Below are 13963 nucleotides of genomic sequence, written 5' to 3'. Positions count from 1 at the left end.
TTGGCACATCTTTTAAAACTTCCGTATAAGAATTTAAATCTTTCTCCTCTTTTTTCAACTCATCCCATTTTTCTAATACGGCTTTAGAAGTTTTTAATTCTACGGTCCCAAAAACGTGAGGATGTCTCCAAATCATCTTTTTGCATATGCCATCTACTACATCGCAAAAATTGAATGTTCCCCTCTCCTTTGCAATTTGTGAATGGAATACAACTTGTAAAAGCACATCTCCTAACTCTTCTGCCATCTTATCCTCAGATTCTTTCTCAATCGCATCAATTAACTCATAACTCTCTTCCACCAAATATTTTTCAAGGCTTTGATGAGTCTGCTCTTTATCCCATGGACATCCCTTTTCACTTCTTAAAATTCTCATTATCTCTAAAAGGTCATATATGTCATACTTTTCTTGAAAGAGTGTTTGTACAGGAGGTATGTATAAAGAAGTAAGATAATCAATCCAATCGAGCCTGTCAATCATATAAAGGGGTATTGTCTCTATTACTTGTTTCCCTGGAATCCCCGCATTTTTTATAACAGTCACAGGATAACTGTCTCCATACACTTCTGCCAGTTTTAACTTCACTTCTGAAGCTATAAATCTATCATACACCTGCACAACAATATTGCCACATCTCTTATCAGGCTTTTGAACATCCAAAGACAAACCATCAATTATTTTGAGGCCATATATAGGGTCAATTTTCAATTCGCCTATAATGGCATCAATAAAAGAAATAGCTGGTATAACCTCTATTGATATATCGGCACAATCGTTACAAAAGTTTAATATGTATTCCACAGATTTTTCCGCTACATAAGGATGTCCTGGAACAGCATACACAACCTTTCGATATTTTTTTGCTATATCTATTATTTCCCGCGCAATATTTTCATAAACTTCTTCAAAAGTAGTACTTTTTTCGTACATCTTGTCAAAAGTGTCAAAAATAATTCCCTGCGTTTTAAGATAAGGAACTACCGGATGCTTTTCTGTCCGCAAAAAAACCTTATCAGCATTTTTCATTTTCTCTATCGTACCCAGTGTAATGGAATCTGCCGAACCCGGCCCTAAGCCTACTATAAATAGTTTATTCACAGTAACCACCCCAAAAGCTAAAATGTACAAATAATATTATATCACTTATTTGGATTTTTATATAATTAAATTTATCTTATACTTAGCCGTTGAAAAATCTGCTAAATTAAATTATAATATATTTTAGTACGCACATTAAGGAGTGGTAGTACATGGATATGGTGGAATTGGGCAAAAGAATTAGAGAAGAAAGAAAAAGGCAATTCTTAAAACAAGGAGATTTATCAGGGGATGAATTTTCAAAGGGCTATATAAGTCTTATAGAAAAAGGTAAGATAAGCCCTTCCTTGAAAGCTTTAAATTTCATAGCTCAAAAGTTAAATAAGCCAGTTGTTTATTTTTTAGATGAGGATTATGTCGAAAAAGAAGAATTAAAAAAAGAACTTGCAAAATACAAAAATATTTTAGAAAAGTTCTTAACTGCTCAAAAAGCTTTTGATAACAAAAATTATGAGGAAGCTATTAAATTATACATCGATATTTTAGACAATGCAATAGATGAGTATTCAACAAATTTGATAAATTTTTACCTAGCCAAATCTTATTTTGCTATCAAAGACTATACAAAAGTTCTTGAAATTTTAGATAAAATATCTCCATATTTTGAAAAAAGCTCATTGACTGAAATTATAGTAGAAATGCATTACATGAAAGGATTGTGTTTGGGCAATCTGCAAAAATTTCAATCATCATTGGAAAATTATTTAAAAGCTTTAGATGGTTTTGAAAAATACTCTTTAAAACACACACAGTTGAAATCCCGCATACTTTATAGTATAGCAAATTTATACAGTAAAATGGGAGAATTTATTAAAGCAAGAGATTATTATATGAAATGCCTTGAATATTCTACTCAAATTAAAGCAGTAGATTTTATTGCTTTGTCAAATAATGGACTAGGACTTGTAAATCACGAGCTTAAACAATATAAGGATGCTTTAAAATATATAAGGCGTGCTATTCTGATAAGTAAAACCCTAAATTTAAAAGAAGATATTGCTAATGAATACAATTATTTAGGTTTTGTATATACCGATTTAAAAAAGTATGATATTGCAGAAAAATATTTTGTAAAGAGCTATTCGATGTATAAAGATTTAGGAAATGAAAGAGGAATGGCATACAATCTCACAGAAATCGGAAGAATTTACTATTTAAAAGAAGATTATCCCAAAGCATTAGAATATTTAAATCAATCTTTAGAAATCGTAACAAAACTAGGAGAAGAAGAAGAAATGGGTAGAATTTATACAATATTAGGAAATTTACATTTAAAACAAGGCCAGTTCGAATTAAGTGAAAAAGAACTTTTAAAATCTGTAGAAATACTCAAAACCCTTGGCCTTAAAAAGGACTTGTCCGAAGCCTATAAAGGATTGGGAAATCTGTATATTGCCCTAAATAATCCAGAAGAAGCTAAAAAATATTTTAATCAATCAATAGAGCTGTTATATGAAAATTAATAGCAAGGAGAAAAATAAATGAATACAGTGGAAAAATTAGAATATTCTTTTCCTGCTCTTAAACACAGAAATTTTAGGCTCTTCTGGTTTGGACAAATGATTTCCCTTATAGGCACATGGATGCAAAATATAGGCCAAGGTTGGCTAGTTCTTAAACTGACAAATTCGTCTTTTTTATTGGGGCTAGTAAGTGCTGTTCAGTTTTTACCTGTGATGCTTTTTTCTCTATTCGCAGGCGTTGTAATAGATAGATTCCCAAAGAGAAAACTAATTTTATTTACACAGTCAAGTTTTGCAATTTCTGCCTTTATCTTGGCCACTTTGACTGCTTTAAAGATAATAAATTATTGGGAAATCTTGGCTTTGGCTTTGTTTAATGGCTTTTTGAATACAATAGATATGCCAGCAAGGCAATCTTTCATCATTGACTTAGTGGGCAAAAAAGATTTAATGAATGCCATTGCTTTAAACTCTGCAGTGTTTAACGCAGCAAGAATAGTAGGACCAGCAATTGCAGGAATATTAATTGGCAAATTAGGATATGCTGTATGTTTTTATTTAAATTCTGCAAGCTTTATTGCTGTAATAATAGGACTCATATTAATTACCGTAGAAGGAAAAACGCCAAAAACTAATGATGTCAAAGCAAAGATTTTTGATGACTTAAAGGACGGGTTAATATACATCAAAAATACTCCAATTATACTCTCCACGATACTCATGATTGCAATTTTAAGCACTTTCTCAATGAATTTCAATGTATTAGTTCCCGTTTTTACTAAAGATGTACTTCACAGAGAAGCTACTGGTTATGGTATGCTTATGTCAGCAATGGGAACAGGAGCACTAATTGGAGCATTGGTACTGGCTTCAATAAGCAGAAGAGGAGTAAAACCCCTTTATTTGTTTGGCGGTGGCATAGGTCTTGGAATTTTTCAAATCCTCATAGGAATACAGAGTAATTATCTATTAACAGCTTTACTTTTAGCTTTAGCAGGGTGGTCTATGATAACTTTTAGTTCCTCCGCAAACACTACTATACAAATTAACTCTGCAGATGAATTCAGAGGAAGAGTAATGAGTGTTTATTCTTTGGTTTTTGGTGGAGTAACTCCTATAGGCTCATTGTATGCTGGTACATTATCTCAAAAGTTTGGCTCCCACATAACTTTTATAGTAAGTGGAATAATCGCCCTTTCGTATACACTTTATGTCTTAGTGTTTCAATATAAAAAAGTGTATAAAGTATAATGTTTTTCCCATTCTAATTTTTTTCTACTCTTCCTCATATATCCTTTTTGCCTCTTTAAATATTTCAATAGCCCTTGGAAGAAGCCCATTGACATAAGCAATTAAAATCCCATAATTTACGATAGGTATTTTTTTCTCTTTAGCGTAAGAAATCCTATAAAGCATCTCTCTTCTATTTAGCATACAAGCTCCACAATGAACAATTAAACTGTAAGATTCCAAATCCGCAGGAAATGTCATACCACTAGACCAGCTAAATTGCAAATTCTTTCCTGTTTTTTGCCTTAGCCAACGAGGTATTTTAACTGTTCCTATATCATCTTCTTGTCTGTGGTGGGTACACCCTTCTGCAATTAAAACTTTATCGCCCTCCTTTAATTTTTCGATAACTCTTACCCCTTTTACAAGCTCCTCTAAATCTCCTTTATATCGGGCAAAAAGTATTGAAAATGAAGTGAGAGGTATGTCAGGAGGAACAATAGCACCAACCTTATTAAAAACTTGTGAATCTGTAATAACTAAAGAAGGCTTATTATTTATGCTTTTTAATGCTTTGTCCAATTCTGTATCTTTTACTACTAGTGCTATACCGCCAGTGTCAAGAATGTCCCTTATAGTTTGTTGCTGGGGAAGTATAAGCCTCCCCTTTGGAGCTGCTTTATCAATAGGCACAACTAAAATCACTAAATCACCAGTTTTTATCAAATCCCCTACCAATTTTATACTATCATCGCTTGGTGCTTTTTTTATTATCATCATTTTGAGTTCTTCTATTCCTTCTTTGTTTCTAGCAGAAACTTCTATCAGTTTTAGATTTAATCTTTTTTCCCATTCTTTTTTTTGTAATTGTGAATAATTTGACAAATCTTTTTTATTAATAACCCCTACAACTGGGATGTTTTTCTCCGTTATTATCTGTAAAATCTTTTCCTCAAATTCTGTAACTCCTTCTGTACCATCAATCACAAGAATAGCGAGGTCTGTTTTATTTAGAACTTCATAGGTCTTTTTTACTCTCAGCTCTCCAAGAGGCCCTACATCATCTAATCCTGCAGTATCAATAATTACCACTGGTCCGATTGGAAGTATCTCCATAGCTTTTGAGACAGGGTCAGTAGTAGTGCCTGCAATATCAGACACAAGAGCCACTTCTTGATTTGTTAAAGCATTAATGAGACTTGATTTTCCCGCATTTCTTCTACCGAAAAGCGCAATATGAAGTCTAGATGAGGTAGGCGTAGTATTCATATTTAAATCTCCCTTCATAAAAAATAACCTATATAATGAATAATACAAATCAGGGAGTTTGTCAATAATTTATCTATCTTTTAAAGGCAACTCAATAGTGAAAACACTACCTTTTCCTACCTCGCTTTCTACAGTAATAGTCCCTTTGTGTTCTTCAATTATCTTTTTAGAAATAGCAAGTCCCAATCCTGTGCCACTGTATTTATTATTTTTACCTCTATAAAATTTATCAAATATATATTTTATTTCCTCTTGCGGAATTCCTTGTCCCTGGTCTTCAATCCTTATTACAGCTTTTTTGTCCTTTATGTCAAGAAACACCTTAACATATTTTCCTCTACTACAAGCTTTTATTCCATTGTCAATTATATTCACTAATACTTGTTTTAATCGATTTACATCCCCATTTATGACAACCCTATCAATCTTTTTTTTGCAAATTAAATTTACTCCATAATTGCTAGCATGAGGTCTTAAAATTGCGACTGTATCCTCTATCAATTTATCTAACTCTACTTCTTCAAAACTTAGTTTAATTTTATTTAATTCTATCTTAGAAAAATCCAAAAGTTCATCCACTAAACGAGAAAGCCTATCTGTTTCTTCATCAATAATGTTCAAATACTCATATAGTTCACTATTTTTTTCTACCAAATCCATCGCAGTTATCGCGAATCCTTTTATGGAAGTAAGAGGTGTTTTTAATTCGTGAGAAATATTGCTTATAAATTCATTTTTCATCTCTTCTAACTGTCCCAATTCTTCGGCCATTTTGTTAAAAGAATCCGCAAGTATTCCTATTTCGTCATTTGAAGTTTTCTCCGCTCTCACTTTAAAATTGCCCTTTGCCATTTCCTGAGTTGCCTTTTTTACCATTTCAAGAGGTTTTGTTAATTCATTTGCTATAAAAAATCCTATTATCAACGCAACTAAAGAAGACACTGTCAAAACAAGCGCTAAAAATAAAACCAGTCTTTTTATTATGTTGGAAACTTCCTCCAAAGAAGAAGAAAGCCTCAAAATTGCCACATAATTTAATTTGTTTTTTACAGGAACCGAAACGTGTAAAACTCTTTCATTATTGATTTTTTCTGTATAAACTCCACTTTCTCCAGAAATAGCTTGTATGACATCCGGGGTGAGTATTTTGACAGGGACAGGAGTAGATGAAAGTGTGGAATCTCCTAAAAGCATACCTTCCATATTTAAAACCTGAACTTGAGCATTAGTATCTGTAGCAAGCTTTTTAACTACATCTTGGCTTATTGTGTATATATCTGCATCAATGTAGCTGTCAAACACACGAGAAAAAGAAGTGCCCTGAGAAGTTAATATCTCAATTATATTGTCAATATAATATTTTTCAAGAGTTAAAGTAGATATGACTCCGAAAAAAATTATTATCATTGTAATCAATAAAATATATGAAATGGTAAGTTTAATCTTTATACTCATTTAGTTTCCCCCAAAATAGTACCCAACTCCCCATTGGGTATGTATATATTTCGGCTGGTCAGGATTTACTTCAATTTTCTCCCTCAATCTTCGTATATGTACGTCCAAAGTTTTCGTATCCTCGATAAAAGAATCGCCCCATATAGAAGCAATAAGTTCCTCTCTCTTTACAACTTTTTTCCTATTTGTCATCAACATCTTTAAAATCTGAAATTCTCTCGGAGTAAGAAAAACCTCCTTTCCTCTTACAAAAGCCTTATTCTGGATCAAGTCCAATTTTATTTCATCATATTCCAACAAATTGATACTTTTACTTGAAGCATTAAATTCATAAACCCTTCTTATAACCGCTCTTACTCTGGCGACAAGTTCTCTCGGGTTAAAAGGTTTTGTTATATAGTCATCTGCTCCTAGCTCTAAGCCCAAGATTTTATCCACATCCTGGCTTTTGGCTGTCAAGATAATTACTGGAGTATTCACTTTCATGGCTCTTATCTTTTTCAAAAGTTCAAAACCACTTATGTCTGGAAGCATTATGTCCAACACTATAACAGAAAACCTTTCCCTTTCTAATAAATAAAGTGCCTTCTCACCCTCATGCACTATTTCAGTCTCGTAGTATTTATCCAAATTTATTTTTACAAATTTAGCTATATTAACATCGTCTTCAATTACCAATATTTTGTGCATTTTACCACCTCCTCACCATTATATTATCATACTTTTATAAAAATTAACAATTGCATTTTTCAATTGTCCGATATTTGTAACTCAATTTATAAAAAATTTTTCCTTCCCTCTTGAAACTTAAAAAATTTTAATGTATTATAAATATAGAAGATAATATATTTCCGTTAAAATATATTATCTTCTGAAACTTAATTTTAATTTCACACTTTTACATAGAAGGAGGAATAAAAATGGCTGATTTATATGGAGTTTACAAATGTGAAAAATGTGGAAATATAGTAGAAGTGCTTCACGAAGGGGTTGGCACTTTAGTCTGCTGTGGTGAACCAATGGTAAAAATGCAAGAAAAAACAGGAGATGCAGGCACAGAAAAGCACACACCTGTTATTGAAAGAAATGGAAATATTGTAACAGTAAAAGTAGGAAGTATACCTCACCCAATGGAAGAAAAGCATTGGATTGAATGGATTTCTCTCTTAGCTGATGGGGTATACATGAGAAAAGTATTAAAACCAGGTGAAAAGCCTGAAGCAGTTTTTGTAACAGATGCAAAAGATTTAAAAGCGTGGTCCTACTGCAATTTGCACGGTCTATGGAAATCTGAATGAAAATAAGGGCAAAAAGCCCTTATTTTTTACTCTCTAACTTATACCTCTCTAATTCTTTTTCTGTCAAAGAATATTTATTAAGCACAATTAAGCTTAGTATAATTATAGCACCTGCTAAAGGCCCACAAAGCTGTAAACCAAGCGGATTTTCTGCACTATACCCAAAAATCTTAAACAAAAGTGGCGTTACAAGAGAAGAAATCCCAATAACTATCTTTATAACAAAACCTTGTGCTCCAAAAAACATGCCTTCTCTTCTCTGCCCTGTCTTAATCCCATCCAATTCCGCTATATCAGCAATCATTGCATTAGGTACTACAAAGAATACAGAAAGCGGTATACCTGCTAATAAAATGATAATTATAGAAACTGTTTTATTAAAAACAGTCCCAAAAAGTCCAGTAAGAGCTAAAATGAAAGCAAATATAATAGAAAACACCATAAGAAGTTTTTTCTTTCCGTATAATAGTGTAAGCTTCGGCACAAAGAAGCTAAACAAAACTGCCACAACAAATGCACCTGCAATCATAAAGCCAGAATCTTCAGCCGGAGTCTTTAAAAGCACCTCAGTTATATAAGGCATTGCTATAGTCAAGGTATTTATGCCAAACCACAAAGCTGTTGCTGCAGTAAGGTAATACATAAAATCTGCATTTGCCAAAGTCATCTTGATAGAAGTAAACATCCCCACTGTAGGTATATTTTCTTCCTCTATTTTTTCTTCTTTTACAAAAATAGGCGTAAGCATTAAAGTAATAAAAGCAAAGATTCCTAACATAATACCCATAACTTTAAAATTAAAAATGCTAATTAAAATTCCTGACCCTGCTTCTGCTACCATAACACCTATAATCTGCGTTATCCCTTGCATCATAGTAAGTATAATTCTTTCTTTTGCATCTTTAGTTATTTCAGGTATGAGAGCAAGATACGGCGCCACAACTGCAGTAAAAGACACAAAAAATAAACTTAATACAAAAGTGAGATAAACAAAATTTTCTATTGACACCTCAGAAACAGGAGGAAACCATATCATTATAAAAGAAATCATCAAAACAGGTGAGCCAAATAGCACAAAAGGTATTCTCCTGCCCATTTTGGTATTTAATTTGTCAGAATAATAAGCAACTATTGGGTCAGATATGCCGTCAAATATTCTCGCAACTATCATAGAAAAACCTATAAGGCTTATTGGTACAAGTATCTTAAGCCCTTGAGTATTAAATGCTGGAGGAGTGTAATAATATTGATACCACTTTACCGCAGTCTGTGTAAATATGGAAATTCCTAAATACCCCAAAGAATACATAAAAAGCACAAAAAATCTATTATTTTTCATCTTTTACCCTCCTAAAATTCTCATACACCTTTTCATAATAATCCTTCTCAAATTCCTCATTCACATCTTTAAAGTATTCCGCTTTTTCCCTTACTTCATATAGCCTTTCAATGTCTAAATCGGAAGTTACGACATAATCACCTTCATAATGAGGCGCAATTGCAATTATTCCATCTTCATTTTCAGTCATATCAATGGGAGCAAAAATAGCTGCTTTCCCTGTAAAGTGAATTCCTCCTATCCATCCGTTTAAAGAAGCTTTTGCACCATAAACGTACGACTCCTGTACCCTTGGCCATATTCCCCTTAAAGCTCTCCAGAAATTGTACTCCTCCATATTGGCAATAGGCAGTATTACAATTTCCGCCCCCTTTTCAAAAGCCATTCTAAAGGTCTCAAAATATGTGGCATCCATACAAACAGGGCATGCAATCTTACCTATATCAAGAGAAAATACTTTAAGTTCCTCATCCCCCTTTATACCAATCTTCTCTTCAAAATCTGTCAAATGAATTTTCTTCTGCCTTCCTAAAATCTCACCTTCTCTTGATATTAACGTGCCACCATTGTACAAATTGCCATTTTCAGTGATAATATAACTTCCTGTGTAAATATAAATTCCATACCTTTTAGCAAAATCCCTCATTATCTTCTCATAAGCCTCTTGATAAGCTTTTGATATAGATTTAAATATAACTTTGAGTAATCCTTCTCCTCCACCACCTTCGCTATTTGAAACCTCTTCACTTTTTGCCTTTTTATTTAGAAAATTATTTAGCTTGCCAAATCCGGGAATAAGCCCTAACAAATCAAAAAAATTGTATTCAGGAAAGGCTACTATATCACTTCCTTTTAATGCTGCCTCTTCTACAAATTTTCTCATCCTTTCGGCATATTCTTCAAAAGAATTTGTAACTTTTATTTCCCTCTCCACACATGCGACCCTTATTTTCCCTTTTTTCTTTAAAATAAAATTTCCTCTTGAAAACCCATGTAATCTTCTTAAATAGTTATTAACTTTTTTCTCAGACATTTTGCTTTCAAAAACAATCTCTAAAATGTTTTTCATATCAATCACCTAAAAATCCCTTTATAGGAGTTTATATTAAGTTGTTTTATCACATCAAATTTAGAAATAGCTTTTTGTCTCTCTACCTCATTAAGTTCCGCAATTATTATATTAGAATCTACTTCCTTGGCAAGAAAACCATCATCGTCTTTTGTCATCTCTAAAGGAGCATGTATAGCTGCCTCTGAATAAAAGTTATTTCCTTTATACTCTCCTTTAAATCCACTTTCAATTGCAAAAAACAAATTTTGCTGCACATTTTGCCATACCCCTGCTATCTGCCTTGCAAAATTTCTCTGTCCTTTTATTGCAACAGGTGAAAGCACCAGATTGACACCTTTTAAAGCCGCATATCTTGAAACCTGAGGATAAAACACATCAGTAGAAAGAATTATGCTAATTTTATATCCCTTTATATCTGCAATTTTAAGAGCCGTATCTCTTGATAATCCTAATTCTCTCTCCCACCTTGCAAGGTATAACTGCCTTTGAAATAGTTTAATCTCTCCATTTAACATTACAAAAGAAGAATGATAAACTTTTCCGTCGTGGTTTTCAAAATAACTTCCCGGATTTATAGCTATGTCTTTATACCTCAATGAAAAATCCCTAATTTTTTCTATAAAATCCTCTTCAAAATCACATACCTCTCCAGTAAGAGCGGGAAAAACCACAAGGTCAACTGCCTTTTCCTCGCATTCCCTTAAAACCTCCTCATATTTTCTTATACAGCTTCGGCTATCACCCCTTTTAAAAACTGCTGCAGCTACTCTCATAAAACTCACTCCTCAAAAAGTATTCTATAAAGAGCCATTGCAAGATATCCTGAACCAGTTGCAAAACCAACTCCTGTCTTTGCTTCCCCTGTATCTTTGTCAAAACTCTCTGCTAAAAGCCCATAATCCATATTTGCCATCTTAAGCCACTTCAAAGCTTCCTTCCTCATTAAGGGATTTAATAGGCTACCACAAAGCCCTAAACCTGAGGGTGTATTGGGATGATGGTCACAGGCAAGCTCTTTTATTTTTGCATCTTCAAAATAATATTTGTATTTTCGAGAGTAATAGTAATCAATTGTATTTCTAAATACTTCATTTTGATAGTCTACAAAGTCATAATAATACATAAGCCCTAAATTGCCGGGTGGGTCATTGTAGAGTTTATAATTCCCTTCTCCATCAGTAGACCAAGCAAAAATCCTCTTACCTTCTACCTCTGTCACAAGGTATTTGTATATTCCATTGTAAATGCCGTCTATCTTTTTCTGAAGCATATCCGCCTTTTTATACCAGTTAAGCTTTAAGTAAAGATTCTTTAAGTTTATAAACCCTCTCCAGAGTATTACATTGTCTATCGTAACAAAGGGGTACTCTGAAGGGTCGTCAGAGGGAAGCAAGAAAGTTTTATAAAGTCCTATCCTACTGTCATATTCTTCCTCAATTCGGCTGTATACAACTTCTAATGCCTTTACAAGCTCTATATCATCTAAATCCACATCCATATTCTCAAGTAGTATAAAATAGCTGGCAGCCTCATCCAACTCAAATCCGGGATATAAAACCGTTCCATCTATATAATGGGCATGGTCCCCTGCATTTTTACTGTGTCTTAAAATCATCTCCCTTGCAATGTAATCGTGAAAGCTTTTATCAATAATTTTTATAGCAGGAAAAGACCATAAAAAACTATCCCTTTCCCAAAAGGCTCCTGAGACATAATATCTTGGACTTCTTGATGTTAATGCAATATAATTGTCGGATTCCATGTCTTTTCCTATAGAGAAAAAGTAGTTAAAAAATAGGTTTTTGTTCAATAAACTTTCTAAATCCTTATCTTGAGAATATTTTATATACTTACTTTTAAGCCAGTTGTAAAACTCTTTATATATATTTTTAAATCCTTTTCTTTTTAAATGAATTAAAGTAGTTGAAGCCCCATCCATATCGGAGTTTACACTTATATAAAAACAGTTTGTCCCATTGGTTTTCGATTTAAGTATTATTTTTTCATTCTTTTCCTCATAATCAAAATCTTTTTCTCCACCAAAAGCAAGTGAAAAAGCTATATTATAAGAATAAATGTTTAAAGCAGGGTTTTTAAGCCATTTGTCAATTTTAAATTCTTTTTTAAATTCTATTTCATGAGAGTTAAATCTTAAAAAGAACAGTTTATCAAGATTTACTTCTAAATAAACTTCTATTTCTTCAGAGCTTTCAAATTCATATACAAAACCTTTTTCCTTGATATCTGCATAGATTTTTATTATTACAAAATCCCCGTTTGAAAAATACAGTTTAATATTAGGTATGTAATAAAGCTCTTCTGATACTTCACTTTTTGCAATTTCAAGTTTTTCACCTTTTTTATAAAATACAGGTTTAAACAAAGCTTCTTCTCCAGAAAGCTCCACAAGTCCTTTATTTGAAAGAGAAACAATATTTAAATTTTTTATTGAAGCCTTCTCTACATCTATCTCAGGTAAACTTATATAGTGATTTCCCGCATACAGCACTCTAACATTTTTATCAATCTCATGAGGCCTTGTTATGATTTTATTCACCCTAACCCCTCCTGCTAATTTTCTATTCTCTTAGAAAAAATTATTTTCACCTTAATTGTACTATTTTTTCTAAAATAGGTAAATAAGAATATAAAAATAGGCGAATACTCATCGCCCTTTATACCAAGCCACTGCGAATATTCAAGCTCTTATCAATAGCTTCCTGCACTATTTTATGGCAGCACTTGCCCAACGGATTTTTTCTTTGACAATCGGAATTGCTCATTGCACCCGTAAGTTTTAAAACTTCTTTCATAGTATTAGCGCCATATTCTACTAACGCCTTTATAATTTCTTCTTCTGTCACCCTGCTGCAATAACACGCATATTTAATACTACAATAATCAATGCCAAAAAAACAACAATAGAAGTGTAATATTTCGCAAACTTTGTCATAAATTTTTCTGTAGGAGCTTTCTTACTGCTAGCCTCTTCAATAAGTTCTAGTATTTTTGAAACAGTGGTATTTTTTCACCAGGCTTTACTATGATGACGTCTCCCGGTCTTACTTCTTGTGGTGAAACCCTCTTTATTTCATATCCAATTTTTAAGTTGGCATAATCGGGACGAATATTCATTAACTCTTTAATAGACCTTTTCGAATGATCAACAGCAATATCCTGCAGAAGTTCCCCAATTTGGTAAAAAAGCATTACGGCTACACTTTCAGGATACTCTCCAATAGCAAAAGCACCAATTCTCGCTATGCTCATGAGAAAATACTCATCAAAAATCTGCCCTTTCAAAATATTTTTGGTAGCTTTTAAGACGACATCTCCTCCTGCGATTATATAACTTATAAAAAAATAAGGTAAATTTGATATAAACCAATAAATTAAATAGCAATGCTATCGCAAACAAGATAGCAGAAATCCCATATTGAATGATTCTCCTGTATACTTTCATTCTCAAAAGAAAGCTTACAACTATCAAAATCACAATTCCTTTTGCTTCTGTAACACAACTTCCACAACCAAACCTCTCTAAAACAAAGGCCCTTTTATTATTTTGCATAGTATTCACCTCTCCTGATTCATTCATTAATATGTATTTGTTGAACATTCTACTTCCTTTTAAAATTCTTGACCGAATAGTTCAAATGTGTTATAAATAATTTTACCGCACAATTTTCGAGATTTGGTTCTACGGGGGTATCAAGAATGACAGTAATATTTGTAGGA

Annotated in this window: 12 protein-coding genes and 1 pseudogene; 3 read left to right on the top strand and 10 right to left on the bottom strand. The window is 32.7% G+C overall.

The annotated features are described in order from the left end of the window. Window positions 1-1099 (bottom strand): MazG family protein (locus M663_RS0110030; protein WP_029688816.1); only part of this gene is annotated, 1099 nt, incomplete at its 3' end. A gap of 152 nt (window positions 1100-1251) precedes the next feature. Between M663_RS0110030 and M663_RS0110025 the strand changes: the two genes are divergently transcribed. Both M663_RS0110025 and M663_RS0110020 read left to right on the top strand, forming a co-directional pair. Then, window positions 1252-2562 carry a helix-turn-helix domain-containing protein gene (locus M663_RS0110025; RefSeq protein ID WP_004398806.1) on the top strand — a complete coding sequence of 437 codons (1311 nt, stop codon included), beginning with the start codon at window positions 1252-1254 and terminating at the stop codon, window positions 2560-2562. Window positions 2563-2580: 18 nt separating this feature from the next. After that, entirely contained in the window at window positions 2581-3813 is a 1233-nt protein-coding gene (locus M663_RS0110020) for an MFS transporter (RefSeq protein ID WP_019908063.1), read from the top strand. 24 nt (window positions 3814-3837) lie between these two features. Here M663_RS0110020 and hydF read toward each other — a convergent pair whose 3' ends face one another. From hydF to M663_RS0110005, 3 genes are all read right to left on the bottom strand, one after another. After that, window positions 3838-5061: a [FeFe] hydrogenase H-cluster maturation GTPase HydF gene (hydF, locus tag M663_RS0110015; protein WP_003869736.1), complete on the bottom strand. Its 1224-nt coding sequence runs from the start codon at window positions 5059-5061 to the stop codon at window positions 3838-3840. Window positions 5062-5130: 69 nt separating this feature from the next. Beyond that, window positions 5131-6516 carry a HAMP domain-containing sensor histidine kinase gene (locus tag M663_RS0110010; protein WP_003869735.1) on the bottom strand — a complete coding sequence of 462 codons (1386 nt, stop codon included), beginning with the start codon at window positions 6514-6516 and terminating at the stop codon, window positions 5131-5133. After that, window positions 6517-7206: a response regulator transcription factor gene (locus M663_RS0110005; protein WP_004398809.1), complete on the bottom strand. Its 690-nt coding sequence runs from the start codon at window positions 7204-7206 to the stop codon at window positions 6517-6519. It abuts the gene before it with no gap. A gap of 230 nt (window positions 7207-7436) precedes the next feature. Between M663_RS0110005 and M663_RS0110000 the strand changes: the two genes are divergently transcribed. Beyond that, on the top strand, window positions 7437-7814 hold the full coding sequence (locus M663_RS0110000) for a desulfoferrodoxin (RefSeq protein WP_029688815.1): 378 nt from the start codon (window positions 7437-7439) through the stop codon (window positions 7812-7814). A gap of 19 nt (window positions 7815-7833) precedes the next feature. On the opposite strand, the gene M663_RS0109995 is transcribed toward M663_RS0110000, so the two are convergent. The 6 genes and pseudogenes from M663_RS0109995 to M663_RS15870 form a co-directional block, all read right to left on the bottom strand. Continuing rightward, window positions 7834-9153 (bottom strand): MFS transporter, encoded by a 1320-nt coding sequence (locus M663_RS0109995; RefSeq protein WP_029688814.1) that lies wholly within the window; start codon window positions 9151-9153, stop codon window positions 7834-7836. Next, window positions 9143-10222, bottom strand: coding sequence for a nitrilase-related carbon-nitrogen hydrolase (locus M663_RS0109990; RefSeq protein ID WP_004398820.1), 1080 nt, complete (start codon window positions 10220-10222; stop codon window positions 9143-9145). The genes M663_RS0109995 and M663_RS0109990 overlap by 11 nt, the downstream gene beginning before the upstream one ends. Before the next feature lie 5 nt (window positions 10223-10227). Continuing rightward, complete coding sequence (locus M663_RS0109985) at window positions 10228-10998, bottom strand: carbon-nitrogen hydrolase family protein (protein ID WP_004398821.1); 771 nt, start codon at window positions 10996-10998, stop codon at window positions 10228-10230. Window positions 10999-11003: 5 nt separating this feature from the next. Next, entirely contained in the window at window positions 11004-12782 is a 1779-nt protein-coding gene (locus M663_RS0109980; protein WP_004398823.1) for a glycoside hydrolase family 125 protein, read from the bottom strand. A 118-nt stretch (window positions 12783-12900) separates the two neighbouring features. Further along, entirely contained in the window at window positions 12901-13089 is a 189-nt protein-coding gene (locus M663_RS14765; protein ID WP_019908066.1) for a hypothetical protein, read from the bottom strand. A gap of 23 nt (window positions 13090-13112) precedes the next feature. Beyond that, a pseudogene (locus M663_RS15870) lies at window positions 13113-13796 on the bottom strand (heavy metal translocating P-type ATPase); the annotation flags it as partial. Window positions 13797-13963: the final 167 nt, after the last annotated feature.

The sequence above is a fragment of the Thermoanaerobacter sp. A7A genome (genome assembly GCF_000445185.1).
GTDB lineage: Bacteria > Bacillota > Thermoanaerobacteria > Thermoanaerobacterales > Thermoanaerobacteraceae > Thermoanaerobacter.
Note: the sequence above shows the minus strand (reverse complement) of the source record. Positions and strands in the feature narration are given on the sequence as shown.

Bases quoted from the DNA above. Each gene is read 5' to 3' on its own strand.
- M663_RS0110025 (WP_004398806.1), top strand. From the start codon at position 1,252: ATGGATATGGTGGAATTGGGCAAAAGAATTAGAGAAGAAAGAAAAAGG.
- M663_RS0110020 (WP_019908063.1), top strand. From the start codon at position 2,581: ATGAATACAGTGGAAAAATTAGAATATTCTTTTCCTGCTCTTAAACAC.
- hydF (WP_003869736.1), bottom strand. From the start codon at position 5,061: ATGAATACTACGCCTACCTCATCTAGACTTCATATTGCGCTTTTCGGT.
- M663_RS0110010 (WP_003869735.1), bottom strand. From the start codon at position 6,516: ATGAGTATAAAGATTAAACTTACCATTTCATATATTTTATTGATTACA.
- M663_RS0110005 (WP_004398809.1), bottom strand. From the start codon at position 7,206: ATGCACAAAATATTGGTAATTGAAGACGATGTTAATATAGCTAAATTT.
- M663_RS0110000 (WP_029688815.1), top strand. From the start codon at position 7,437: ATGGCTGATTTATATGGAGTTTACAAATGTGAAAAATGTGGAAATATA.
- M663_RS0109995 (WP_029688814.1), bottom strand. From the start codon at position 9,153: ATGAAAAATAATAGATTTTTTGTGCTTTTTATGTATTCTTTGGGGTAT.
- M663_RS0109990 (WP_004398820.1), bottom strand. From the start codon at position 10,222: ATGAAAAACATTTTAGAGATTGTTTTTGAAAGCAAAATGTCTGAGAAA.
- M663_RS0109985 (WP_004398821.1), bottom strand. From the start codon at position 10,998: ATGAGAGTAGCTGCAGCAGTTTTTAAAAGGGGTGATAGCCGAAGCTGT.